This is a genomic window from Anaeromassilibacillus sp. An200, assembly GCF_002160025.1.
In the GTDB taxonomy this organism is placed as follows: domain Bacteria; phylum Bacillota; class Clostridia; order Oscillospirales; family Acutalibacteraceae; genus Caccousia; species Caccousia stercoris.
The window spans coordinates 54,947-76,656 of record NZ_NFJU01000011.1 but is presented as its reverse complement, the minus strand read 5'-3'; the positions used below and the strand labels follow the sequence as shown (position 1 = coordinate 76,656).

At 58.0% G+C, this 21,710-nt stretch carries 17 protein-coding genes; 9 read left to right on the top strand and 8 right to left on the bottom strand.

The genetic code is table 11. From position 1 onward, the window contains the following. The first annotated feature begins 11 nt into the window (after window positions 1-11). The 6 genes from B5F35_RS07450 to B5F35_RS07425 all read left to right on the top strand — a co-directional run bounded on the left by B5F35_RS07450 (window position 12) and on the right by B5F35_RS07425 (window position 10,164). Window positions 12-1,832, top strand: coding sequence for a family 43 glycosylhydrolase (locus B5F35_RS07450; RefSeq protein ID WP_087239576.1), 1,821 nt, complete (start codon window positions 12-14; stop codon window positions 1,830-1,832). Between the two features lie 20 nt (window positions 1,833-1,852). After that, the gene (locus tag B5F35_RS07445) at window positions 1,853-3,352 is read left to right on the top strand and encodes a carboxylesterase/lipase family protein (protein WP_087239574.1); all 1,500 of its coding nucleotides are present in this window, start codon (window positions 1,853-1,855) and stop codon (window positions 3,350-3,352) included. A 104-nt stretch (window positions 3,353-3,456) separates the two neighbouring features. Further along, window positions 3,457-4,956, top strand: coding sequence for a GH39 family glycosyl hydrolase (locus B5F35_RS07440; protein WP_242969430.1), 1,500 nt, complete (start codon window positions 3,457-3,459; stop codon window positions 4,954-4,956). A gap of 22 nt (window positions 4,957-4,978) precedes the next feature. Further along, window positions 4,979-6,400, top strand: a complete 1,422-nt coding sequence (locus B5F35_RS07435) for a family 43 glycosylhydrolase (RefSeq protein WP_087239611.1) — start codon at window positions 4,979-4,981, stop codon at window positions 6,398-6,400. A gap of 32 nt (window positions 6,401-6,432) precedes the next feature. After that, window positions 6,433-8,547 carry a glycoside hydrolase family 3 N-terminal domain-containing protein gene (locus tag B5F35_RS07430; RefSeq protein ID WP_442856440.1) on the top strand — a complete coding sequence of 705 codons (2,115 nt, stop codon included), beginning with the start codon at window positions 6,433-6,435 and terminating at the stop codon, window positions 8,545-8,547. Between the two features lie 138 nt (window positions 8,548-8,685). Beyond that, window positions 8,686-10,164: an alpha-N-arabinofuranosidase gene (locus B5F35_RS07425; protein ID WP_087239570.1), complete on the top strand. Its 1,479-nt coding sequence runs from the start codon at window positions 8,686-8,688 to the stop codon at window positions 10,162-10,164. Between the two features lie 62 nt (window positions 10,165-10,226). Here the strand turns inward: B5F35_RS07425 and B5F35_RS07420 are convergent, their stop codons facing one another. Continuing rightward, complete coding sequence (locus B5F35_RS07420) at window positions 10,227-10,955, bottom strand: peptidoglycan recognition protein family protein (RefSeq protein WP_087239568.1); 729 nt, start codon at window positions 10,953-10,955, stop codon at window positions 10,227-10,229. A gap of 216 nt (window positions 10,956-11,171) precedes the next feature. Between B5F35_RS07420 and B5F35_RS07415 the strand changes: the two genes are divergently transcribed. Further along, window positions 11,172-12,017 carry an Mrp/NBP35 family ATP-binding protein gene (locus tag B5F35_RS07415; protein ID WP_087239566.1) on the top strand — a complete coding sequence of 282 codons (846 nt, stop codon included), beginning with the start codon at window positions 11,172-11,174 and terminating at the stop codon, window positions 12,015-12,017. A gap of 49 nt (window positions 12,018-12,066) precedes the next feature. On the opposite strand, the gene vanT is transcribed toward B5F35_RS07415, so the two are convergent. From vanT to B5F35_RS07380, 7 genes are all read right to left on the bottom strand, one after another. Next, window positions 12,067-14,142, bottom strand: a complete 2,076-nt coding sequence (vanT, locus tag B5F35_RS07410) for a serine racemase VanT catalytic subunit (RefSeq protein WP_087239564.1) — start codon at window positions 14,140-14,142, stop codon at window positions 12,067-12,069. Further along, window positions 14,139-14,879: a D-alanyl-D-alanine carboxypeptidase family protein gene (locus B5F35_RS07405; RefSeq protein WP_087239562.1), complete on the bottom strand. Its 741-nt coding sequence runs from the start codon at window positions 14,877-14,879 to the stop codon at window positions 14,139-14,141. Before B5F35_RS07405 ends, vanT begins: the two co-directional genes overlap by 4 nt. Further along, window positions 14,876-15,922 (bottom strand): D-alanine--D-serine ligase VanG, encoded by a 1,047-nt coding sequence (vanG, locus tag B5F35_RS07400; RefSeq protein ID WP_087239560.1) that lies wholly within the window; start codon window positions 15,920-15,922, stop codon window positions 14,876-14,878. Before vanG ends, B5F35_RS07405 begins: the two co-directional genes overlap by 4 nt. A 135-nt stretch (window positions 15,923-16,057) precedes the next feature. Continuing rightward, entirely contained in the window at window positions 16,058-17,206 is a 1,149-nt protein-coding gene (locus B5F35_RS19605) for a sensor histidine kinase (protein WP_442856439.1), read from the bottom strand. Beyond that, window positions 17,199-17,897, bottom strand: coding sequence for a VanR-ABDEGLN family response regulator transcription factor (gene vanR / locus B5F35_RS07390; protein ID WP_087239556.1), 699 nt, complete (start codon window positions 17,895-17,897; stop codon window positions 17,199-17,201). The genes B5F35_RS19605 and vanR overlap by 8 nt, the downstream gene beginning before the upstream one ends. Before the next feature lie 129 nt (window positions 17,898-18,026). Next, entirely contained in the window at window positions 18,027-19,076 is a 1,050-nt protein-coding gene (locus B5F35_RS07385; RefSeq protein ID WP_087239554.1) for an aldose epimerase family protein, read from the bottom strand. Between the two features lie 29 nt (window positions 19,077-19,105). Beyond that, complete coding sequence (locus B5F35_RS07380) at window positions 19,106-20,059, bottom strand: ROK family protein (protein WP_087239552.1); 954 nt, start codon at window positions 20,057-20,059, stop codon at window positions 19,106-19,108. A 200-nt stretch (window positions 20,060-20,259) separates the two neighbouring features. On the opposite strand from B5F35_RS07380, the gene B5F35_RS07375 reads away from it, so the two are divergent. Continuing rightward, entirely contained in the window at window positions 20,260-20,937 is a 678-nt protein-coding gene (locus B5F35_RS07375; RefSeq protein ID WP_242969429.1) for a sugar transferase, read from the top strand. Window positions 20,938-20,952: 15 nt separating this feature from the next. After that, window positions 20,953-21,693, top strand: a complete 741-nt coding sequence (locus B5F35_RS07370; RefSeq protein ID WP_087239550.1) for a tRNA threonylcarbamoyladenosine dehydratase — start codon at window positions 20,953-20,955, stop codon at window positions 21,691-21,693. Window positions 21,694-21,710: the final 17 nt, after the last annotated feature.

Sequence of the window (21,710 nt, the reverse complement as noted above, 5' to 3'; positions counted from 1 at the left end):
GAGAGCATGACATGGAAGAAATCTATCAAAGACCGCATTGCTTTCTGATGGCCTATACACGCACCCCGGAGCCGGGAGTGTATCCATCCGGCCTGGCCGGATCCGTCCATTTTGCTGTGAGCCGGGACGGGAAAAGCTTTGAGGCGCTGCATCACAATTACGGAATCCTTTTTGCCCAGGCGGATGTGACAAAGGAGAACACCCTGAATACGAAAAGCCTGAAAAATCCTTGTGTGTTTCCGCTTGCGGACGGGGGCTGGGGGATTGCCGCCATCCGTGTGACGGAGGAGGGGAAACCCGATCCCGACAGCCGGGGAAAGCTCCTGCTCTGGAAAACAGATAACTTTATGGAGTTTACCTTTCTGGGGATAGTGCCGCTGTGCGGGGCAGGAAATCTGGAACATATCCGGATCCGCTATGACCGGGGTCTGGGGCAGTATGCCGCTGTCTGGACAGACGAGACGGGCTGCTGGAAATCCCACAGCACGGATTTGCAGGGCTGGTGCTTTTCGGAGCCGGAACCGGCCGTGTGGGACGAAGAGACGGCTGCATTCCCCTCCTTGCCGCATGGAGCCATCCTGGGCGATGTTACCGTGATTCCCGCGGAGCTGTGCGATCGTCTGCGTGTGTATTGGGGACGTTTGTTCCATATGGATACCATTTTGCCGGAGGAGATTCCGGCTGCATCCCCGGAGCAGGTGAAGGCGGTGCGCGCCGCGGCGGTGTATTCCGACGGTTCCGCCGCTCTCAAGACGGTGGACTGGGACACGAGTGCGGTGGATTTCAGCCGTCCCGGTGTGTATGAGGTGAAGGGAACCCTGCGCGGCAATCCGTATCATTTTCCGCTGACGCAGGGAACCGGCGATCCGGTCATTGTGCCATGGGAGGGGAAATATTACTACCTTTCCACCAGCGATACCACAGGCGACATTGGCCTGTATGTCCGCGAAGCCGATCGCCCCGAGGATTTGTTCCTTCCCGACACCAAGCTGCACCTGATTCTCGATCTGGATGAGGAAAAAGGATTCTTGCAGACCTTCTGGGCGCCGGAATTCCATATTGTGGGCGGTGAGCCGTACATCTTCTTTGCGGTGAGCGGGAAGGTGTGGGGGCCTCAGTGCCATGTTATGCACCTCAAGCCCGGCGGACATTTCACCGATCCCAACGCATGGGAAACGCCGCGCCGTGTGCAGAAGCAGGACGGCAGCTTCCTGACGGAGGACGGCATCACGCTGGACATGACATGCATCAAGGCGGGAGGACGCACCTACGCGGCGTGGTCATACCGCTTTGGCATGGGGACACCGCTTGACACCGGTTCCATGCTGTATATTGCCCCGCTCAACGAGGAAAAGCCCTGGCAGCTTGCGGGTGAACCGGCTCTGCTTTCCCGTCCTCTGCTGAGCTGGGAGAACCTGGAAACCACCATCAACAACGAAGGTCCCTATGTGTTCCAGACCAAGGATCGGGTGTATCTGGCTTACTCCGCGGGTTCCGCCAACAGCTACACCTATGCGGTGGGTTTGCTGACCGCCGATCCGAACAGCGATCTTGCCAACCCGGCCAGCTGGAAGAAAGGGCTTACCCCGGTGCTTACCTATTATTCGGTGGATGGGGAATATGGTCCCGGGCATAACTCCTTCTTCGGTGACAAGGAGGGCAATCTGTGGATTGCGTATCATGGGGAGACGGATCCCACCAGCCGCGTACGCTGTGCGGGCATCCGGCGCGTCCATTTTGATTTGCAGGGACGTCCCCGCTTTGATCTGTCCGCCGAACGTGATGTGAACCCGGCTCTGAGCCATGTGACCATGCGTGTAAGGGTCGGCTGATAGAAAAAGGAGGAAGCGGAATGCTTAGAATTTCCAAAACAGAAAACGGGCTGGTGCGCGGAATGGCGGCGGCCGATCCCCGCATTACCGCCTTCCGGGGAGTTCCCTTTGCGGCTCCTCCGGTGGGTGATCTGCGCTGGCGCGCGCCGCAGCCCGCGGAAAATTGGGAGGGGGTACGCGACTGCCTGGAATTCGCTCCCATTTCGATGCAGTATGTTCCCGGCGCGAATCCCGAGGATTTCTATGCGCGCGAGTGGCATGTGGATCCCGAGATTCCGATGAGTGAGGACTGCCTGTATCTGAATATCTGGACCCCTGCCGTCACGGGAAATGAGAAGCTGCCGGTCTATGTCTGGTATTTCGGCGGCGCGTTTCAGTGCGGCTACACCGCGGAGATGGAATTTGACGGCGAGCGTCTGGCCCGGCGCGGCATTGTTGTGGTAACGGTGAACTACCGCGTCAACGTGTTCGGCTTTTTGGCCCATCCGGAGCTGACGGAGGAAAATCCGGACGCACCGGCCAATTTCGGCTGTCTGGATCAGCAGGCGGGCCTGCTTTGGGTGAAACGGAACATCGCGGCCTTTGGCGGTGATCCCGATCGGATCACCATCGGCGGACAGTCGGCGGGCGGCGCGAGCGTGATGGCGCAGCTGAACAACCCGGTGAGCGCCGCCTGTGTTTCGCGTGCGGTGGTCGAGAGCGGCATTTTTTGCCAGCCCTACGAGAAGCCGCGCCTTTCCACGCTGGCGGAGCTGGAAAAGCAGGGAGAGGAGTTTTTCCGCTTCCTCGGGATTCATTCTCTTGCGGAAGCCCGTGCCCTCCCCGCCGTGTTCCTGCGTGACAAGATGGAGGAATTCGGTTTGTTCTGGAGTGTTGTGGCAGACGGAAAATTCCAGCAGCGCACCAGCTGGCAGACCGCCATGCGCGGTGAACTTCCGGATATCCCGATGATGATTGGCGATACCGACAACGAGTTTTTTGCTGTCCCGGAGGGCGAGACAGAGGAAGAGCTGCGTGCGACAGTGCAGAAATATCTGGGCGATGACGCAGAACGGTTCCTCGCGCTGATTCATGCAGATCAGGGCATGGAAGCAGCGGGGAAGAACGCCGCTGTCGGTAAGATTGAGATGGCGATCCGCGCGCTGTGCCGCTGCCGGGAGAAAGCGGGAGCAAAGAGCCCCTGCTATATCTATACATTTGGGCCGGAGATTCCGGGATGGGATCACCCGGGTGCGTTCCATTCCAGCGATCTGTGGTTCTTCTTTGAGACGCTGGCCAAGTGCTGGCGGCCCTTTACCGGCAAGCATTACGACCTGGCGCGTCAGATGTGCAACTATCTCGCCGCCTTCATCAAAACCGGTGATCCAAACTGCCAGGACGCGGATGGAAGCGAACAGGCGCGCTGGATTCCATGGAGCGACGCGGCGCCGAGCCGGATGACTTTCCACGAAACGCCGGAGCAGAAGGCATGTCCCGCCGGAGATGTGATGGAATTCCTGGTGAGTCGTGAAATCCCGTAAGGGAGGGTCAGAGGAAGGCTGAGAGAGCAGAGGACATACATAAGGGGAACATTTGAAACAGGGCGTTACCGGAATTTGATGAGGAGAAAGCAAGGAGGAACATGATGACAGAAACGCAATACAGCCTTTGCCCCGAGAAGGTGCAGAGCTTTGTGAATCACGCGGATTACTGCGTCGGTACGGGCCGCATGGGGCTTGCCCTGCACCGGGAATATTGCGAACAGCTCAGGCTGGTGCAGAAGGAAATCGGATTTTCCTATATTCGCGGCCATGGCCTGTTCTGTGACGATATGGCCATTTACCAGGAATACAAAGATGAAAAGGGAGAAATCCACCCGGAATATAATTTTACTTATCTGGACCGCGTGATGGACAGCTACCGGGAGCTGGGGATCCGCCCCTTCCTGGAGCTGGGCTTCATGCCGGAAAAAATGGCGTCGGGCGATCAGACGGTCTTTTATTGGAAAGGAAACGTCACGCCGCCCAAAACCTATGAGGCATGGCGCGCGCTGGTGCAGGCTCTTCTGCGCCATCTGTTTGAGCGCTACGGGGAGGACGTTCTCTCCTGGCCGATTGAGGTCTGGAACGAGCCGAATCTTCCCGGCTTCTGGAAGGACGCGGATAAGCAGGAGTATTTCCGCCTGTTCGCGGAAACCATCGCCGCCGTGAAAGAGGTGGATTCGCGCTTCTGTGTGGGCGGCCCCGCCATCTGCGGTGTGCAGGATGTTGAGTGGATGCAGGATTTCATGGAATACTGCCACCAAAACACTCTCCCGCTGGATTTCGTCACTCGCCATTTTTACACGTTTGACACACCGGACGAGGACGGCCATTACAGCTACGGCACACTGCGAGATCCGGATGAAAGTCTCAGGGAATTGGATCGTTCCCGCGAAATCATCGACAGTTTTCCGGAATACCGGGGCCTGCCGATGCACATTACCGAGTTCAATACCTCCTACCGCCCGGACAGTCCCGTGCACGATACAACCCGCAACGCGGCTTACGTCGCGCGGCTTCTGGCCAGGCTGGGAGAGGTAAACGATTCCTATTCCTACTGGACGTTTGGGGATGTGTTTGAGGAGATGGGGGTGCCTTTCACCCCGTTCCACGGCGGCTTTGGCCTGGTGGCAAACGGCGGGATCCCCAAGCCGACGTTCTGGACATTCGCTTTCTTCAAGAAATTGCAGGGGGACTGCCTGCTGCGCTCGAAGGAAGCGGTCGCGGTGCGCCGGAAGGACGGCTCCTTTGCCGGTGCGGCGTGGAATCTTGGCCAGGAGACAGGCGGGGAAACCATGCTGCGCTTTACCCTTCCCGCGCAGGGCGAATGGTGCCTGCTGACCCGTGCGGTGGATGAGGACCACGCCAACCCGCTCAAGGTTTGGCATGACATGGGCGAGCCCGCCCAGCTTTCCGCGGAGCAGATAAAGCTTTTGCAGGAAAGCGCCGTCCCGCTGGTGCATACGGAACGTCTCTGCGCGGCGGATGGGGAGCTTGGCTTCTCCCTGGCGCTCCAAGAAGATTCCGTCGTTTCGTTTGATCTGATTCCCGTCAGCGGACACAGCGATCGCGGCTATTCCTATGAGCGGGCCGTGCATGGATAACAGGAAAAGAGAGGTGCTTTTCATGAAAAAACAGGCGTTTAACCCCTATCTGCCGTCGTGGGAATACATTCCCGACGGCGAGCCGTATGTGTTTGACGGCAGGGTGTATGTATATGGCTCCCACGACTTTTTCCGTGGGAATGCGTATTGCCTGGGAGACTATGTGTGCTGGTCCGCGCCGGAGACGGATTTGGGAAACTGGCGCTGTGAAGGGACCATCTACCGGAAAACACAGGATCCCGCGAATCCGGACGGCAGCATGTGCCTGTATGCGCCGGACGTGACCCGTGGGCCGGACGGCCGGTATTACCTGTTCTATGTTCTCGATAAGCTTCCTGTTGTCTCAGTGGCAGTCTGCGACCGGCCGGCGGGGCAGTATGAGTTTTACGGGTATGTGCATTATCCCGACGGAACGCGTCTGGGAGAGCGTGAGGGAGATGAGCCGCAGTTTGACCCTGGTGTGATGACGGAAGGGGAGAAAACCTACCTTTACACAGGCTTCTGCGCGGTGGGGGATGTGTCCCGCACAGGACCGCACGGGGTAGTGCTTGGCCCCGACATGCTGACCATCGAGGAGGGGCCGGTGCGGATCGCTCCCAGCCAGCCCTTCAGCGCGGGCAGTGGGTTTGAGGGGCATGAGTTCTTTGAGGCTCCTTCCATCCGCAAGCGGGGGGATTTGTATTACTTTGTCTATTCCTCCGTTGTGATGTATGAGCTGTGCTATGCGGTCAGCCGTTCTCCCATGAGCGGGTTTGTTTACGGCGGCGTCATCGTGGCAAACAACGACCTGCATATTGACCGCTATAAGCCAGCTGAAAAGCCTATGTTTTACGGTGGAAATAACCACGGGAGTATTGTGGAAATCGACGGAAAGTGGTATATTTTTTATCACCGGCATACAGATGGGACGAATTTCAGCCGTCAGGGCTGTATAGAACCGATCGAGTTCCGGGAAGACGGCTCCATCGTGCAGGCGGAAATGACCTCCTGCGGCGGCAACGGCGGCCCATTGGAGGGGAAGGGAACGTATCCCGCTTACATTGCCTGCCAGCTTTTCACAGCGGGAGGGGAGGATCCGCTGACGACGGGAGCCCCCGGCGAATGGATGGACTGTCGCTTCCCGAAGATCACACAGGATGGCCGCGACGGGGACGAGAACCCCGGATACGTGGCGAATCTGCGCGCGGGCGCAAGCGCGGGCTTCCGGTATTTTGACTGCCGGGGAGTGCGCCGCGTGACCGTGCGGGTGCGCGGCTACTGCAAGGGAGCGTTCTGTGTGCGGACGGCCTGGAACGGCCCCGCGCTGGGAATGATCCCGGTGGACTTTTCCAATGTCTGGAAGGACTATACGGCGGAAATTGCGATCCCGGACGGCGTGCAGTCGCTTTATTTTACCTATGAAGGCCAGGGGGCGGCGAATCTTGCTTCCTTCACGCTGGAATAGCAATCACAAAGGCCGGTGACAGGAGGATAAAAATGATGAAAAGGGAAACTGCCCAGAGACTGGCAAAAGAGCTGGTCGCAAAGATGACGATTGAAGAGAAAGCGTCTCAGCTTCGCTTTCAGGCCCCTGCCATTCCGAGGCTGAACATCCCCGCCTATAACTGGTGGAACGAGGCACTTCACGGTGTGGCGCGTGCGGGTACGGCTACCATGTTCCCGCAGGCGATCGGAATGGCCGCCATGTTTGACGAGGAGTTTTTGAAGAAAATTGCTGAGGTCATCGCCACAGAAGCACGTGCAAAATACAACATGCAGTCGGAGCAGGAGGACAGAGATATCTATAAGGGATTAACGCTCTGGTCTCCGAATGTGAATATCTTCCGCGATCCCAGATGGGGACGCGGCCATGAGACGTACGGCGAGGATCCGTATCTGACCTCCCGCCTCGGCGTTGCTTTTATCAAGGGACTTCAGGGAGACGGGGAGTATCTCAAAACGGCGGCCTGCGCCAAGCACTTTGCCGTACACTCCGGGCCGGAGGGCAAGCGCCATGAGTTCGACGCCCGCGTTGGCCAGAAGGATCTTTGGGAGACGTATCTGCCCGCCTTTGAGGCGGCAGTGAAGGAGGGCGGCGTGGAAGCCGTGATGGGCGCATACAACCGCACCAACGGCGAGCCGTGCTGCGGCAGCAAAACGCTGCTCAAGGACATCCTGCGGGACAAGTGGGGCTTTGAGGGGCATGTGGTTTCCGATTGCTGGGCGATCTGCGACTTCCATCAGACGCACCATGTGACCAGCACGCCTGCCGAGTCCGCGGCGCTGGCCTTGAAGAACGGCTGCGACGTGAACTGCGGTTCCATGTATGCGCACTTGCTCCAGGCACTGCAGGAGGGCTTTATCACAGAGGAGCAGATCACCGAAGCGGCGGAGCGTTTGTTCACGACGCGGTATCTGCTCGGCATGTTTGACGATCAGTGCGAATACAATACGATCCCGTATGAGGAAACCGACTCCCCCGCTCACAACGAGGTGGCGCTGGAAGCGGCCCGCCGTTCGCTGGTGCTGCTCAAAAACGACGGGATTCTCCCGCTGTGCAAGGAGAAACTGACAAAAGTGGCCGTCATCGGCCCGAACGCGGACAGCCGCCTGTCCCTGGTAGGCAATTATTATGGAACAGCGTCCCAGCATGTGACCGTTTTGGAGGGCGTGCGCAAGGAGTTCGGTGATGGTGTGCGGATTCTTTACAGCGAGGGCAGCCATTTGTATAAGGATAAGGTGGAGGGCCTTGCTTTTGCGGATGATCGTCTGGCGGAAGCGAAGGCATGTGCGTCCCACAGCGATGTGACCATTCTCTGCCTGGGACTGGATGAAACGCTGGAAGGCGAGCAGGGCGATACAGGCAATCTGAGTGCGTCCGGCGACAAGCTGGGCCTTGCTCTTCCTCCGTGCCAGCAGAGACTTCTGGAGGCTGTCGTTTCCACCGGTAAACCGGTGATTGTCGTGGTGCTGGCGGGCAGCGCGCTGGATTTGACCTACGCGCACGAGCACTGCGCCGCTGTGGTGCAGGCGTGGTATCCCGGCGCGCTGGGCGGCCTTGCGGTGGCGGAGCTGCTTCTCGGCAAGTTCAGTCCCTCCGGCCGTCTGCCGGTGACGTTCTACTCCCCGGAAAATCCGCTGCCTGATTTTGAGGATTACAGCATGAAGGACCGCACCTACCGGTATCTCCACGAGGAACCGCTGTATCCCTTCGGTTACGGCCTGTCCTATACGAAGTTTGCCTATGAGGGGATCCAAATGCCCGAAAAAATTAAGGCAGGTGAGAGCCTCGATGTGACGGTTCGCTTGAAAAACGAAGGCGATCGCGAGGGCGCGGAGATTGTGCAGCTCTATCTTTCCGGGCGTCCCGGAGAAAACCAGCCGATCCGCAGCCTGTGCGGCTTTGCCCGTGTGGAGCTTGCGCCCGGCGAAGAGCGTGAAATCACCATCCGCGTGCCCGATACCGCTATGCTGACAGTGGCGGAGGACGGTTCCCGCGCGGTGCTGCCCGGCCATTATTGTGTGACGGCGGGCGGCTCGCAGCTGGACAGCCGCAGCCTGGAGCTGACAAAGCGCGACGGCGTCTGTGCCTTCTTTGATGTACAGGCGTGAGAAGGGCACTGCCGCGTATGAATGGCGGCAACATAGATATCGCCCAATCGCGAGCAGTAAAGCAAAAGAAAAGGCCGGGCAACAGGACGCGAAATGCGACCAGGCTCAGCCTGGTGATAGACAGAAAGGAATAGGATCATGGCGTTTTTAGAGGTCAATCCCGCCCGAAAGGGAGCAAAAATCAATCGTAATATTTACGGCCATTTTTCCGAGCATCTGGGCCGCTGCATTTATAACGGACTGTTTGTGGGAGAGAACAGCCCGATCCCGAACGTGAACGGGATGCGCAAAGACGTAGTGGAGGCGCTCAGGCAGATTCGTGTGCCGGTTCTGCGCTGGCCGGGCGGCTGCTTTGCCGACGAGTATCACTGGAAGGACGGCATCGGCCCGAAGGAGGGCCGCAAGCGCATGGTGAACACCCACTGGGGCGGCGTGGTGGAGGACAACTCCTTCGGCACGCATGAGTTTATGGAGCTGTGCCGCCAGATCGGCTGCGAGCCGTATGTGAACGGCAACGTGGGCAGCGGTACGGTGCAGGAGATGAGCGAGTGGGTCGAGTACATGACGTTCGACGGCGTATCCCCGATGGCGGAGCTGAGAAAGCAGAACGGCCGTGAAGAGCCCTGGAAGCTGACGTATTTTGGCGTGGGCAACGAGAACTGGGGATGCGGCGGCAATATGCGCCCGGAGTATTACGCCGATCTGTTCCGCCGGTATGCGACGTATGTGCGCAATTACGGCGACAACAAGGTATTCAAGATTGCCTGCGGCCCCAATGTGGATGATTATGAGTGGACGGACAAGGTGATGGAGATTGCCGGCAAGTATGCCGACGCAATCAGCCTGCACTATTATACCCGTCCCCGTTCCCTGGCCTGGGATGACAAAGGACCGGCAACCGGCTTTGAGGAGAAGGAGTACTGGACCACACTGCGCAACGCTCTGTGGATGAATGAACTGGTGGAAAACCATCTGAGCATTATGCGCCGCCACGATCCCGAAGGCCGTGTCGGTTTGATTGTGGACGAATGGGGAACCTGGTACGATGTGGAGCCCGGCACCAATCCCGGCTTCCTCTACCAGCAGAATACCATGCGCGACGCGCTGGTGGCCGCCATCACGCTCAACATTTTCAACCGCCATGCCGACGGCGTCATTATGGCCAACCTGGCGCAGATCGTCAATGTCCTTCAGTCCGTCATTCTCACGGAGGGGGAGAAGATGCTGCTGACGCCGACCTACCACGTATTTGATCTGTACAAGGAGCATCAGGACGCCACGCTGCTTGACAGCTATGTGGAATCCCATCCGGTGGGAGATGATCAGGTACAGCTTTCGTCCCTGCATCAGTCTGCCTCCATGGATGCCGAAGGGCGCGTGCATATCACGGTGGCCAATCTTTCCCTGTCCGGGGAAGAGACGCTTACCGTGCGTGTGCCCGGCAAGGAAAACGCGAAAGCGTCTGTCCGGGTGCTGTCCGGCTCGATGGATGCCCATAACACCTTTGAGGCGCCGGAGACGGTCAAACCGGTTTCCGTCACCGATTTCCGCCAGGAAAACGGTGTGCTGACGGTGCGCGTTCCCGCATGCAGCGTGACAGCAATTACACTGGAATAAGCTTTTCAGTCATAGAAAAAGATCGGCGCAGAAGACTTTTGTCTCCGCGCCGATCTTTTTTCTTACTTCGCCTGTTGCAATGCCGCGCCCACATCGGAGCGGAAAGCGTCCCAGGCGTCGGGATGGTTGACAAAGTAAAGCGGACATTCCTTTCCGGTCACGTCGTAATGGCGGATCAGATGGGTTTCATCGAGATCCAGTGTTTCACAGAGCCAGGCGCACAGCTTGACGAGGGACTGGTAAGAGGCGTCGGTGAATTGTCCCGTTTCGTCCGGGTGGCAGACCTCAATGGAGATGGTGTCACGGTTGCGCTCGTTGGTAGCGGCTGACTTTTCGTCGAGCGGGACGCACTGAATGATTTCCCCATCGAGCCCTATCAGAAAATGGGCGTTGACCTCCGTGGCGGGATCGTTAAAGTAATTCCGGTTTCCCTCCGCGCTGGTGCCGGGATTTCCCACATAGTGAACGGCGATATCGTTGACATGTTCCAGCGTTTGGCCGCTGCGGCTTCCTCCCAGATCCAGAAGCTCCTGATCAATCCATTCCGGAATTTCAATGGAGGAGAGATCCTGTGATTTTGTGGTGGGCAGCATGGGAAGGCGGGGGGCTTCGGTGCCGCCGGAGATAAGCCAGGGGATTACGAGGGAAAGCACGGCAACCAGAAACAGCAGCGTGATCCCCATGCTGGACAGTATGATCAAGCGGTTCCTCCGCCTGCGCCGCCGCAGCTCCAGGCGGCTTGGCCGCGGCTCCCATTCCTCCTGTGACAGATGACGATATGGAACTGACATTGTGAATTCCTCCCAGACGCCGCCCTGAGACTTGCTCGAGTCCTTGGACGAACGTTTCTCTTCTCTACTATAAAACGGTTCTTCGAATGAAAAGGTTGCATTCTGTCGAAAAAAACGGATCGTCTCGTCTTTCGTTGACAAACCTGCGGCATGCTCGTATAATCAAAACAGATTGATTATGGAGTGCGCCGGTCGGCGCGGAAAGGCGTGAAGGAAATGAGTGCAGGATGCAGCCACGATTGTGAGCATTGCAGTGAAAATTGCGGGGAGCGTAAGATGAACCCCGAGGACTTTTTGGAAAAGCCCCATGAGATGAGCAGCATCAAAAAGGTGATCGGTGTGGTCAGCGGCAAGGGCGGCGTCGGCAAGAGCCTGGTGACATCCCTGATGGCGGTGGAGATGAACCGCCGCGGCGCGCATGCGGCCATTTTGGATGCTGACGTGACAGGCCCTTCCATCCCGAAAGCATTCGGCCTGCACCAGCGGGCAATGGGCAGCGAGCTGGGGCTTCTGCCGGTCAAAACGAAAAGCGGAATTGACGTCATGTCCGTAAACCTGCTGCTGGATGACGAGTGCGCGCCGGTGGTATGGCGCGGCCCGATCATCGCCAATACGGTCAAGCAGTTCTGGACGGACGTCATCTGGAACGATGTGGATTATATGTTTGTGGACATGCCTCCCGGAACAGGCGACGTGCCGCTTACTGTGTTCCAAAGCATCCCGCTCGACGGAATCCTCATGGTAACTTCGCCGCAGGAGCTGGTTGCCATGATCGTCTCGAAGGCCGTGACGATGGCGCAGATGATGAACGTGCCGATCCTTGGCGTTGTGGAAAATATGAGCTATGTCAAGTGTCCTGACTGCGGACGCGAGATCCGCGTGTTCGGGGAAAGCCATGTGGAGGAGATTGCCGCACGCTATGGCCTGAAGCTGCTCAGCCGTCTGCCGATGGATCCCGAGATCGCGAAAAACTGCGACGCGGGCCTTGTGGAGCTTTGCCACACCGACGCCCTGAGCAAAGCCGCCGATGCGGTGGAAGCCCTGCCAATCAAAGAGAAATAAGGATGCGCTTCAAGCCGCCGGAACCCGTCTGGGGAACCGGCGGCTTTTACTATGGAAGAATGCAGCGTCCCAGACGTTCTCCCAAACGGGAAAACAACTCGTTTGTGATCGTCCCGCAGTGTCCGGCCAGCTCCTCCGCTGAAATACGTTCCTCACCATCCCGCCCGATGAGAGTCACGATCTCACCGCTGTACGTTTCTCCGGCGTCCGTCGCATCGATCAAAAGCTGATCCATGCAGAGCCGGCCCACCATGGGAACGCGCTTCCCATGCAGAAGAACCTCCCCGCCCTGTGCGGCCAGGCTGCGCGGAAGGCCGTCCGCATAGCCGATGGAGACGGTGGCCAGAACGGTGGGACGTTTGGCTTCAAACGCCAGACCATACCCGGCGCGTTCTCCCGTTTCGAGACGGCGAACAGAGACAATCCGGGCGCGCAGAGATAATACAGGGCGAAGCCCGCAGCTTTCATCCCGTTCCTCCTGTGTTTCCCATGCGCCGAACAGCGCCAGCCCCGCGCGCACATAAGAGCAGGGCTGCTGCGGAAAGCGCAGGATTCCCGCGCTGGCCAGCAGATGTGTGTCCCCCACAGGACAGCCGCAGGAGCGCAGAACGGATACCAGCTGCAAGAAGGCGTTTGTCTGCATTTGTGCAAAGCTTTCCTCCTGAGGAGAGCGTCCGTTCGCGGTGCAGAGGTGGGAAAAAATCCCCGTAAAGCGCAGATGGGGCAGACGGTAGACACGGCGGAACGCGGCAACCTCCTCCACGGGAATACCAATCCGGTGCATTCCCGTGTCAACTGCTACATGAACGGCGACGCGCCTGCCCTGTGCGGCGAGCTGGCGGGCATACGGTTCGTCCATCACCGCCTGGGTCAGCCGCCAGCGAACGAGCAGATCCGCCTCGGAGGGAGGCGTATAGCCGAGAATCAGAATGGTTCCCCGAACAGCGGCACGGCGCAGGGTAATGCCCTCCTCCAGCGTGGCGACAGCAAAGGCTCGCACACCGCAGCGGCGCAGCGCGCGGGCACAGGGGATGGCTCCATGTCCGTAGGCATCCGCTTTGATCACCGCCATCAGAGCGCTGTGTACGCCGGCTTTTCGCTGGAGCAGAAAGGTGTTGGAGCGCAGGGCACGCAGATCAATTTCACACCACGCGCGGCCAGTTTCCGAGGGCCGGCGAGGCAGGAAAAAGACAGCGCTCAGCGAGACCGCCGCGCTGAACAGCAGCACGGCAAGAAAATGTCCCAGACTGTTACTCACCAGAACGGCTTCCAGTCCCAGCATTTCCGCACCTCCGCGCACCAGTACAATGCACCAGGGGTGTATGACATAAAACACAGCGGAGAAACGGCGGGCGTCCCGGTTTTGTCCGCTGTTCCGGCTCAGAAGCAGGGAAAACAGAAACAGGGAGCAGAACGGCAAAAGCAGATACATGCTGTCATGGCGCTGTGCTTCGGCTGCCCGCAGAAGAAAGGCTTCCACGCTCATCGCCGCAAAGGAAAGCAGGAATCCCACAAGACAGAGACGAGGGTTCCGGCGCTTCGCGTAGGCTCCGAGCAGAAGAAAGAGGGGGGCGAAAAAAATGCCGTTTCGGGTGTAAGCGGAAAGAGAAAACAGGATATCGTAGAACGCTTTGCCGAAAGGCAGGGAGGAGACAAGGCCATAATAGCTGTCTCCTCCCAGGCCGATCAGGTAGAGGAGCCCCGCCGCTGTCAGGGCGAAGCGCGGCCCTTTTCGGCTCAGCAGAAATGCCAGAAGGGAACCGAGCAAGACGGCGGGAAAGTACCAGAGATGATAAAAGGTGCCGTCAAACAGGATCCCCCGTACAATGTTCTGCCATCCGCTCAGATTGCGGGAATAGAGATTCAGCGGCAGATAGAAAAGCATGGCGGCCAGATACAGCAAGCCTGTCTTTTTGAGGAAGCGCGGCAGACTGTTCCATTCCGAGCGGGACAGGAAATAGCCTGTCACCAGGAAAAAGAACGGAACAGCCAGGCGGGCCAGCACGCGCGTGAGAAAGAAGTCGCCATCGGCTGTATACGTTGTCAGCGGGGAGGTGTGGATCGCGGCCACCAGCACGGCGGCTGCAATCCGGAACCGGTCAAGGGCGGGAGATTTTGCTCTCATGCGATCTCCTCCCGTACCGTGAGCAGAAAGCCGCCGTCGTTGTCCCCGGAGATGGAGAAACGCACGGCAAGGGGGAGCGTGACGCCCTGTGTGCCGCAGGCGATCCGGAAAATGCGAACAAAGCCGCCGCGATGCGGAAAACGCAGGCCGTTCCCCTGGCGCAGCAGGTTCAGATATTCCTCCAGGCACAGGCCGCGCTCCGTCATAATCTGTGCATGCGGCGTACCGACATAGCGGAAATGCCACGGTTCACAGGCGATTCCGGTGATATCCTCCTTTCCGGCGGGATAGCGTTCGATCCAGCCGAACAGGGGAGCCAGGCGGCGGAATTCCCCATATAATCCGTCGCGAGGGAAATGAGGGCGGATAAAATCAATCTCCGGCGCAGCAGCGGCGAGATCGATCGCAAGTCCGGTCTGATGTTCACTGCATCCAGGCAGAGCGACATAGCTCCGTGTGAAGGCTTCGCCGTTTTCCCGCAGGGAATCGTTCCAAATCTGCGTCTGCTCCTCCCGGCTCCTCCAGCCGGAGACGGCGGTGATGCTTCCCGCCGCCCCCGCTGCCCGTACACATGCGGCCAGCATCCTAGCAGCATGCCGCTCCAAAAGCACATCTTCGCAGCCGGGCAGTGCGGGGACAAGGCGCGGCGCTGTGCCCACAGGGATAGGGTGGGACGCGTTGACAAGAATCAAAGGCCCGTGTGCGGAATCCTCCCGCGTGTATACCTGCGTCCTCATGCTTCCACCCCCAGTTCGATCAGGCGGTTGACCAGGCGGTCAAAGGGAATGCCGATGGCTTTCATCATTGTTGGGAAGCGGCTGTGGGAGGTGAACCCTGGAATCGTGTTGACCTCGTTGAACAGGATGCGGCCATCCGGCGTCAGGAAGAGATCCACGCGGGCAAAGCCGCGGCATCCGAGCGCCCGATAGACTTTTTTGGCTGCCCGGGCCGCTTCCTCCTCCTTTTCGGGGGAGATACGGGCGGGGCAGTGAATTTTGGAGGTTTTAAGCGTATACTTTTCCTCAAAATTGAAGAAGCCCTGAGAGAGTTCGATTTTATCCACGCGCCCCGTGATAAGCGTTTCATTGCCGATGACGGCGCAGCCAATCTCAAAGCCCGGTACCGCCTCTTCGAGCAGGATTTCCGAATCGTGGGAAAATGCTTCCGAAACGGCCGAGGCAAGCTGTTCCGGCTTTGTCACCCGGCTGACGCCGAAGGAAGAGCCGGAACGCACCGGCTTAATAAACAGCGGCCAACCGATCGCATGCGCGGCCCGCTCAATTTCCACCGGATCGCAGCCGTGCCGGAATACCGTTCCTTTTGGTGCGGGCACTCCCGCGAGAGCGGCCAGCCGGTGCGCCCTGTCCTTGTCCATCCCGAGCGCGCTGGCCAGTGTGCCGCATCCCACAACGGGGATTCCGGACAGTTCCAGCAAGCCCTGTATAGTTCCGTCCTCTCCGTTTTTTCCGTGCAGGACAGGAAAGCCCGCAAAGAGCGGAATACGGCGCGGTTCCGGCCCCAGAAGCAGAAGTCCCGGGCAGGTGCGGTCGGGAGAGAGCAGGCAGGGAACGCAGGAGGGATCCCGCTCCCAGCTGCCGTCTGTAAGCTGATCCAGGCTGCCGGAAAACAATCGCCATTCGCCTTTTTTGGTAATGCCGACGGCAAGCGGGCGGTATCGGTTCTGATCGATAGCGTTCAAAACCGCCTGCGCCGATTGCAGGGAAACCTCGTGCTCCGTGGAACAGCCGCCAAAAAAAACGGCTATATTTTTGTCATTCATTTTTTCTTCCTCCTTGGGAACAGCGCATCAAAAAAGAAAGCCGCTGTTTTCTGTACCGGTTTTATGGTATCAGAAAGCAGCGGCTTGTTCTTTTCTCTTTTCTCAAGGAGATCTTATGATTTTCGTGACAAAATCCTACGAATTTCTTACGCTGGGATAGACAGTGGGCGGTTGGGGGACGGTTTGGCGCTGGGGCAGTGTGATGGTGAAAAGGATATGGTTGTCGGCGCTTGCCGCGCAGATGCCGCCGCCATGCAGGCGAACGATTTCCCTCGCGATTGCCAGGCCAAGGCCAGCTCCGCCGCTTGCGGTCGAGCGGGAGGAGTCCAAGCGGAAAAACTGCTCGAAAATGCGATCCAGCTTTTCCTTTGGGATGGTTCTTCCGCTGTTTTCAAAGCGCAGGGTGATCAATCCCTGATTCAGCTGCCCGCTCACATGGATGACGGTATCGGGAAAGCTGTAGAAATTCGCGTTGCGCAGGAGATTGTCAAAGACCCGGGCCAGCTTGTCGGGATCGCATTCGCATGGAAGCTGCGGGGGAAGATCCAGAGTGCAGCGCAGGCCCTTTTCCGCAAAGGAAGGTTCAAATTCGCTGCATGTCTGTTCCAGCATCCGGGTCAGATCGATGTCGGAGAGCTCCAGTGTCAGGTGGGTGAGATTGAAGCGGGTGATTTCAAAGAATTCATTGATCAGTTCCTCCAGGCGCTCTGCCTTGTCCAGCGCGATGCCGGTATAGCGGGCGCGCAGCTCCGGGGAGATCTGGGGCTCGTCGCGCAGAAGGGTCAGATACCCGATCACACTGGTGAGCGGTGTTTTGAGATCATGCGCGAGATAGACGATAAGATCGTTTTTCCGCTGCTCCGCTTCCCGCGCCGCCGCCGCGCTGCGGAGGGATTCCTGACGCACCGCGTTGAGCCGATCCGTCACGGGAGCAAGAAGATCCGGCAGCTCGATCGGCCGCTCCGGATTCTGCGCCAGCTGCTGCGATGCTCTCACCAGGGCATCCACATAGCGCAAAGGCTTGAGGATAAAATAGATGGTGATGACGAACAGGCCAAATATCAGCGCCAATACAAACAAAACCCAAAAATAATCCCTTGCCCAGTCAAGAAACGGATAAATCGCTTCCGATCCATACCAGGTGCGGGAGGAGACAAGCAGCACCGCAAGAAAGGTGATGAGGGGAAGTCCGGCGCACCAGGCAAGCAGGCTGAGAACATATTGAAAAAGAATCTGACGCGACAATGCGCTGTGCAGGCCTTTGGCATGGTTTGAATTATTCAATGGTGTAACCCACCCCCCAGACGGTTTTGACAAATTTCGGTTTCCGGCTTGGTTCATGCATCTTTTCCCGCAGGCGCGCAATGTGCGTCATGACCGTGTTATTGCTGTCCATGAATTTTTCGCCCCATACGGCCTCAAACAGTTCCTCACTGGAAACGACGGAGCCGCGCCGTTCGCACAGGTACCACAGGATGGAAAACTCAATCGGCGTCAGGCTCAGCTCTTCCCCGTACAGTGTGCACTTATGATTGCCTTTTGTGATACAAAGGCCGCGGAAATCAAATTCCTCCAGCTGCTCCGGCGCTTTGTCCGATCCGTTGTTGTAGCGTGTACAGCGGCGAAGCTGTGTTTTCACACGGGCCACAAGTTCCAGCGGGTTGAAGGGCTTTGTGATATAATCGTCGGCTCCCAGAGTGAGACCTGTGATCTTATCCATATCCTCCACCTTTGCCGTCAGCATCAGAATAGGGAAGTAATATTGCGTGCGGATTTCCTTGCAGAGAGTAAAGCCGTCGAGGTCGGGCAGCATGACGTCAAGAATCGCGAGATCCGGCGGCGCGGTACGGATTTGGGCGAGCGCATCCCTGCCGTTGCCGCATTTCAGCACGCGGTATCCTTCGTTTTTCAAATACACCTCTACCAGATCCGCAATGGATGCTTCATCGTCCACTACCAGAATGGTTTCGTTCATGGTCCAGCCTCCCGAAATCAAAATTGCTCTTTTGATTGTAACACAGAATTCCCAGGATGCAAAAGGTTTTTCACAAAAGAAAAGGCCCGCGCAAGATGCGCAGGCCTTCTGATTGCGGAAACAGAACAGTTATCTTGTCAGGAAGCGGTATGTGGTAACGCTGTCAAATTCCTCTCCCGGTTTCAGGAAGCGGAAAGGGAACTCCGGATGGTTCGGGGAATCCGGGAAGAACTGGGTTTCCAGGCAAAGAGCGCCGTGGTTGACAAACGAAACGCCGCCATGTCCCTTGCCGCTCAGGCTGTTCGCCGTGTACAGCTGCATGCCGGGGAGATCGGTGTAGACCTCCATCACGCGGCCGCTCTCCGGCTCATAGACCTCTGCGGCTTTGCGCAGGCCTTCACCGTTGATCACGAAATTGTGGTCATAGCCTCCGCATTTTTTCAGCATCGCGTCGTCTGCGCCCATATCGCGTCCGATTGTCTTGGGGGCGTTGAAGTCATACGGCGTACCCGCAACAGGAATATACTCTCCAGTCGGGATCAGATCCTCACGCACCGCGGTAATCTTGTCCGCATGGATTTGCAGCTCATGGGAAAGAATAGGACGGGACGCATCGCCCGTCAGGTTGAAGAAAGCGTGGTTCGTGAGGTTGACAGGCGTTGTCGCATCGGTCACGGCATGGTAGGCAATGCGCAGGGCATTGTCCTTCGTCAAGGTGTAAGTGACTTCGGTTGTCAGCGTGCCGGGGAAGCCCTCCTCGCCGTCCGCACTGGTGTAGGAGAAGGTGATGCTCGGGCCGTCCGGCGTATCTCCGGCTTCTTTCACGGTCCAGATACGGTGGGCAAAGCCTGTCGGGCCGCCATGCAGCGAATTTTCTCCGTCGTTTTTCGCCAGCGAATAGGTTTTTCCGTCAATGGAGAAGCTGGCTCCTCCAATGCGGTTGGCGTACCGGCCGACGGCGGTACCCTGATAGTCGCGGTTTTCCACATATTCGGCAAGTGTGTCATAGCCCAATACCACGTTGACGCATTTGCCTTCCCGGTCGGGAGCGGACAGACGCACAATCCGACATCCCAGCGCGATGACTTCGGCGCTCAGGCCGTTTTCACCGGAGAGCACATACAAGTCTACCGGTGTCCCGTCCGGCATGGTTCCAAACAAAGATTTTGTGATGCTCATTTCACAGTTTCCTCCCCAGCTCCAGAAAATTATTCGCCCAACAGCGCCGCGCCGATGATGCCGGCGTCGTTGCCGAGCTGTGCACGGCAGATCTGCGTCTGCTTGCTGCCGTTGGTGTTGTAGGTCTCCTTTTTCACCAGCTCACGCAGCGGGGCAAGAAGATTTTCTCCCTCGTTGCTGATGCCGCCGCCGATGCACAGAATGTCCGGCTGGAACACGTTGATGCAGTTGGCGACACCGCAGGCGAGATAGGAGAGATACTTGTCCACAACTTCCTTGCCGAGCGGATCGCCCTTGCGCATGGCGTCAAACGCCGTGCGGCCGTCGACTGTGTCGAAGCTGCCGCCCGTGATCTCCCAAATCGGGGTGTCCTTCTTGTCCGCGTGCGCGGCCATGGCCTCGCGGGTCATGCGGATCAAAGCAGTGGCGGAGGAATAGGCCTCCCAGCAGCCCTTGCGCCCGCAGGTGCAGCTGGCGCCGCCGCAGACAATGACAGAGTGGCCAAGCTCGCCGCCCGCGAAGTTGGAGCCGGAGTAAACCTGGCCGTGGATGATGATGCCGCCGCCCACTCCTGTTCCGAGCGTGATGGCGATTGCGTTGTCGGAGCCCTTGAGAGCACCGGCCTTGTACTCGCCATAAGCAGCCGCATTCGCGTCGTTTTCAATGATCACCGGGCGTCCCAGCTTTTCCTGAAGCAGGTCGCGCAGGTGGAAATTGTTCAGATAGAGATTGTTTGCGTATTCCACGATACCAGTGGCGCGGTTGACCGTGCCCGGGCAGCCCACGCCGACCCACGGCACATCATCCATGGAGATACCGGCGTTTTCCACAGCTTCCCGCGCAGCGGCGGCCAGATCGTCGATCAGGCCCTCGTCGCAGGGAATTCTTGTTTTCCGTTTGGCGCGCGCGATAATCTGATAGGAATCATCCACCACGCCGACTGCGATATTGGTTCCGCCGAGGTCGATTCCAAGGTAATACATACAAAATCCTCCTCATGCCTTTTCAAATTATTTGTTTTGAGAGATTCTCTTTGATTAGTATAGAGGATACAGGCAAAAATGTAAAGTCAGGAAAAAAAGATTTGTCCCATGCGGCCCCATATGCTATAATGGCGGTAAATCTTTCTGTCAAAATGCGGCGAAAGGCCGTTATGATTTCTGGAAGAGGGAGTTTGTTCTGAATGACCACTGAAGATTTGCCCAAGGAGATGCAGAACCCCGAAACACGAGCCTGGCAGGAAAAGCTTCATGCCAGACGGGCGGCTCTTGCCGGGAAACGGGTGTTTGATGTAGCTGCTTCCCTTCTTATCTTGCTCGTGACCTCCCCGTTTTTCCTGCTTCTGGCTCTTGCCATCAAGCTGGACTCCCGGGGCCCTGTGTTCTACCGCCAGGTGCGTGTGGGACGCTATAATAAGGATTTCCGTATTTTCAAATTCCGCACCATGGTGCAGAACGCGGATAAAATCGGCCTGTCCCTTACGGTGGGAGACGATCCGCGCATTACCCGCGTCGGCCGTTTTATCCGCAAGTGCCGTCTGGATGAGTTTTCCCAGCTGCTCAACGTCCTGTCCGGCTCCATGAGCCTGGTCGGCCCACGCCCGGAGGTGCGCCGTTATGTGGACGTGTATGCGCCGGAGTATATGGCAACGCTTCTGGTTCGCCCAGGGATCACCGCTCCGTCAAGCATCGCGTTCAAGGATGAAGACAAGCTTCTGGAGAACAGCAGTGATCCGGAAAAAACGTATATTGAGGAAGTGCTCCCGCCGAAAATGAAGCTGAATTTGGAGTATCTGGAGCATATTTCGGTGTGGGGCGATATTAAAATCCTGTTTCAGACGGTTGCGGCCGTTCTTCGGTAAAAGGGAGGAAAGGCTTTGCTGAATGAATTTTCCCGTTCCCAGCTTCTGCTGGGGGCGGCTGCGATGGAACGCTTGGCAGGGGCAAAGGTGGCAGTGTTCGGCTTGGGCGGTGTGGGCGGCCATGCGGCGGACGCTCTGGCGCGTACAGGAATCGGTTCCTTTGTGCTGGTGGACGCCGATCGGGTCAGCCTGACGAACCTTAACCGTCAGATCATCGCGGATCATACCACCATTGGCCGTCTCAAGACCGAGGTAATGCGGGAGCATATCCTGCGAATCAACCCGCGCGCACAGGTGGAAGAGCATCCGATTTTCTTCCTGCCTGATACTCCCGCTGCATTCCTGTCCGGCTGCGATTATCTTGTCGATGCCATTGATACGGTGTCTGCCAAGCTTCGGCTGGCGGAGCTGGGGCAGGAGCTTTCCATTCCGGTGATCAGCGCTATGGGGGCGGGCAATAAGCTTGATCCCACACGCTTTGAGGTGGCTGACATTTATGAAACCTCTGTGTGTCCGCTGTGCCGCGTCATGCGGCGGGAGCTGAAAAAGCGCAAAGTCGCGCGCTTGAAAACCGTGTATTCCCGAGAGGAACCCGCCGAACGGGAGGAGGTTCCGGGAACAGAGGAGGACAGCTCGAAACGGGAAACGCCCGGAAGCCTGGCCTTTGTGCCGTCTGTGGCCGGGCTGATTCTGGCGTCGGAGGTGGTTCGCGATCTGACGCGCGGCCTTCTTCCCGGCGACCATGGAAAGAAATGATGAAGGAAGGGAACGCT

Coding starts and splice junctions, on each gene's coding strand:
- B5F35_RS07450 (WP_087239576.1), top strand. CDS start 12: ATGGAAGAAATCTATCAAAGACCGCATTGCTTTCTGATGGCCTATACA.
- B5F35_RS07445 (WP_087239574.1), top strand. CDS start 1,853: ATGCTTAGAATTTCCAAAACAGAAAACGGGCTGGTGCGCGGAATGGCG.
- B5F35_RS07440 (WP_242969430.1), top strand. CDS start 3,457: ATGACAGAAACGCAATACAGCCTTTGCCCCGAGAAGGTGCAGAGCTTT.
- B5F35_RS07435 (WP_087239611.1), top strand. CDS start 4,979: ATGAAAAAACAGGCGTTTAACCCCTATCTGCCGTCGTGGGAATACATT.
- B5F35_RS07430 (WP_442856440.1), top strand. CDS start 6,433: ATGATGAAAAGGGAAACTGCCCAGAGACTGGCAAAAGAGCTGGTCGCA.
- B5F35_RS07425 (WP_087239570.1), top strand. CDS start 8,686: ATGGCGTTTTTAGAGGTCAATCCCGCCCGAAAGGGAGCAAAAATCAAT.
- B5F35_RS07420 (WP_087239568.1), bottom strand. CDS start 10,955: ATGTCAGTTCCATATCGTCATCTGTCACAGGAGGAATGGGAGCCGCGG.
- B5F35_RS07415 (WP_087239566.1), top strand. CDS start 11,172: ATGAGTGCAGGATGCAGCCACGATTGTGAGCATTGCAGTGAAAATTGC.
- vanT (WP_087239564.1), bottom strand. CDS start 14,142: ATGAGAGCAAAATCTCCCGCCCTTGACCGGTTCCGGATTGCAGCCGCC.
- B5F35_RS07405 (WP_087239562.1), bottom strand. CDS start 14,879: ATGAGGACGCAGGTATACACGCGGGAGGATTCCGCACACGGGCCTTTG.
- vanG (WP_087239560.1), bottom strand. CDS start 15,922: ATGAATGACAAAAATATAGCCGTTTTTTTTGGCGGCTGTTCCACGGAG.
- vanR (WP_087239556.1), bottom strand. CDS start 17,897: ATGAACGAAACCATTCTGGTAGTGGACGATGAAGCATCCATTGCGGAT.
- B5F35_RS07385 (WP_087239554.1), bottom strand. CDS start 19,076: ATGAGCATCACAAAATCTTTGTTTGGAACCATGCCGGACGGGACACCG.
- B5F35_RS07380 (WP_087239552.1), bottom strand. CDS start 20,059: ATGTATTACCTTGGAATCGACCTCGGCGGAACCAATATCGCAGTCGGC.
- B5F35_RS07375 (WP_242969429.1), top strand. CDS start 20,260: ATGACCACTGAAGATTTGCCCAAGGAGATGCAGAACCCCGAAACACGA.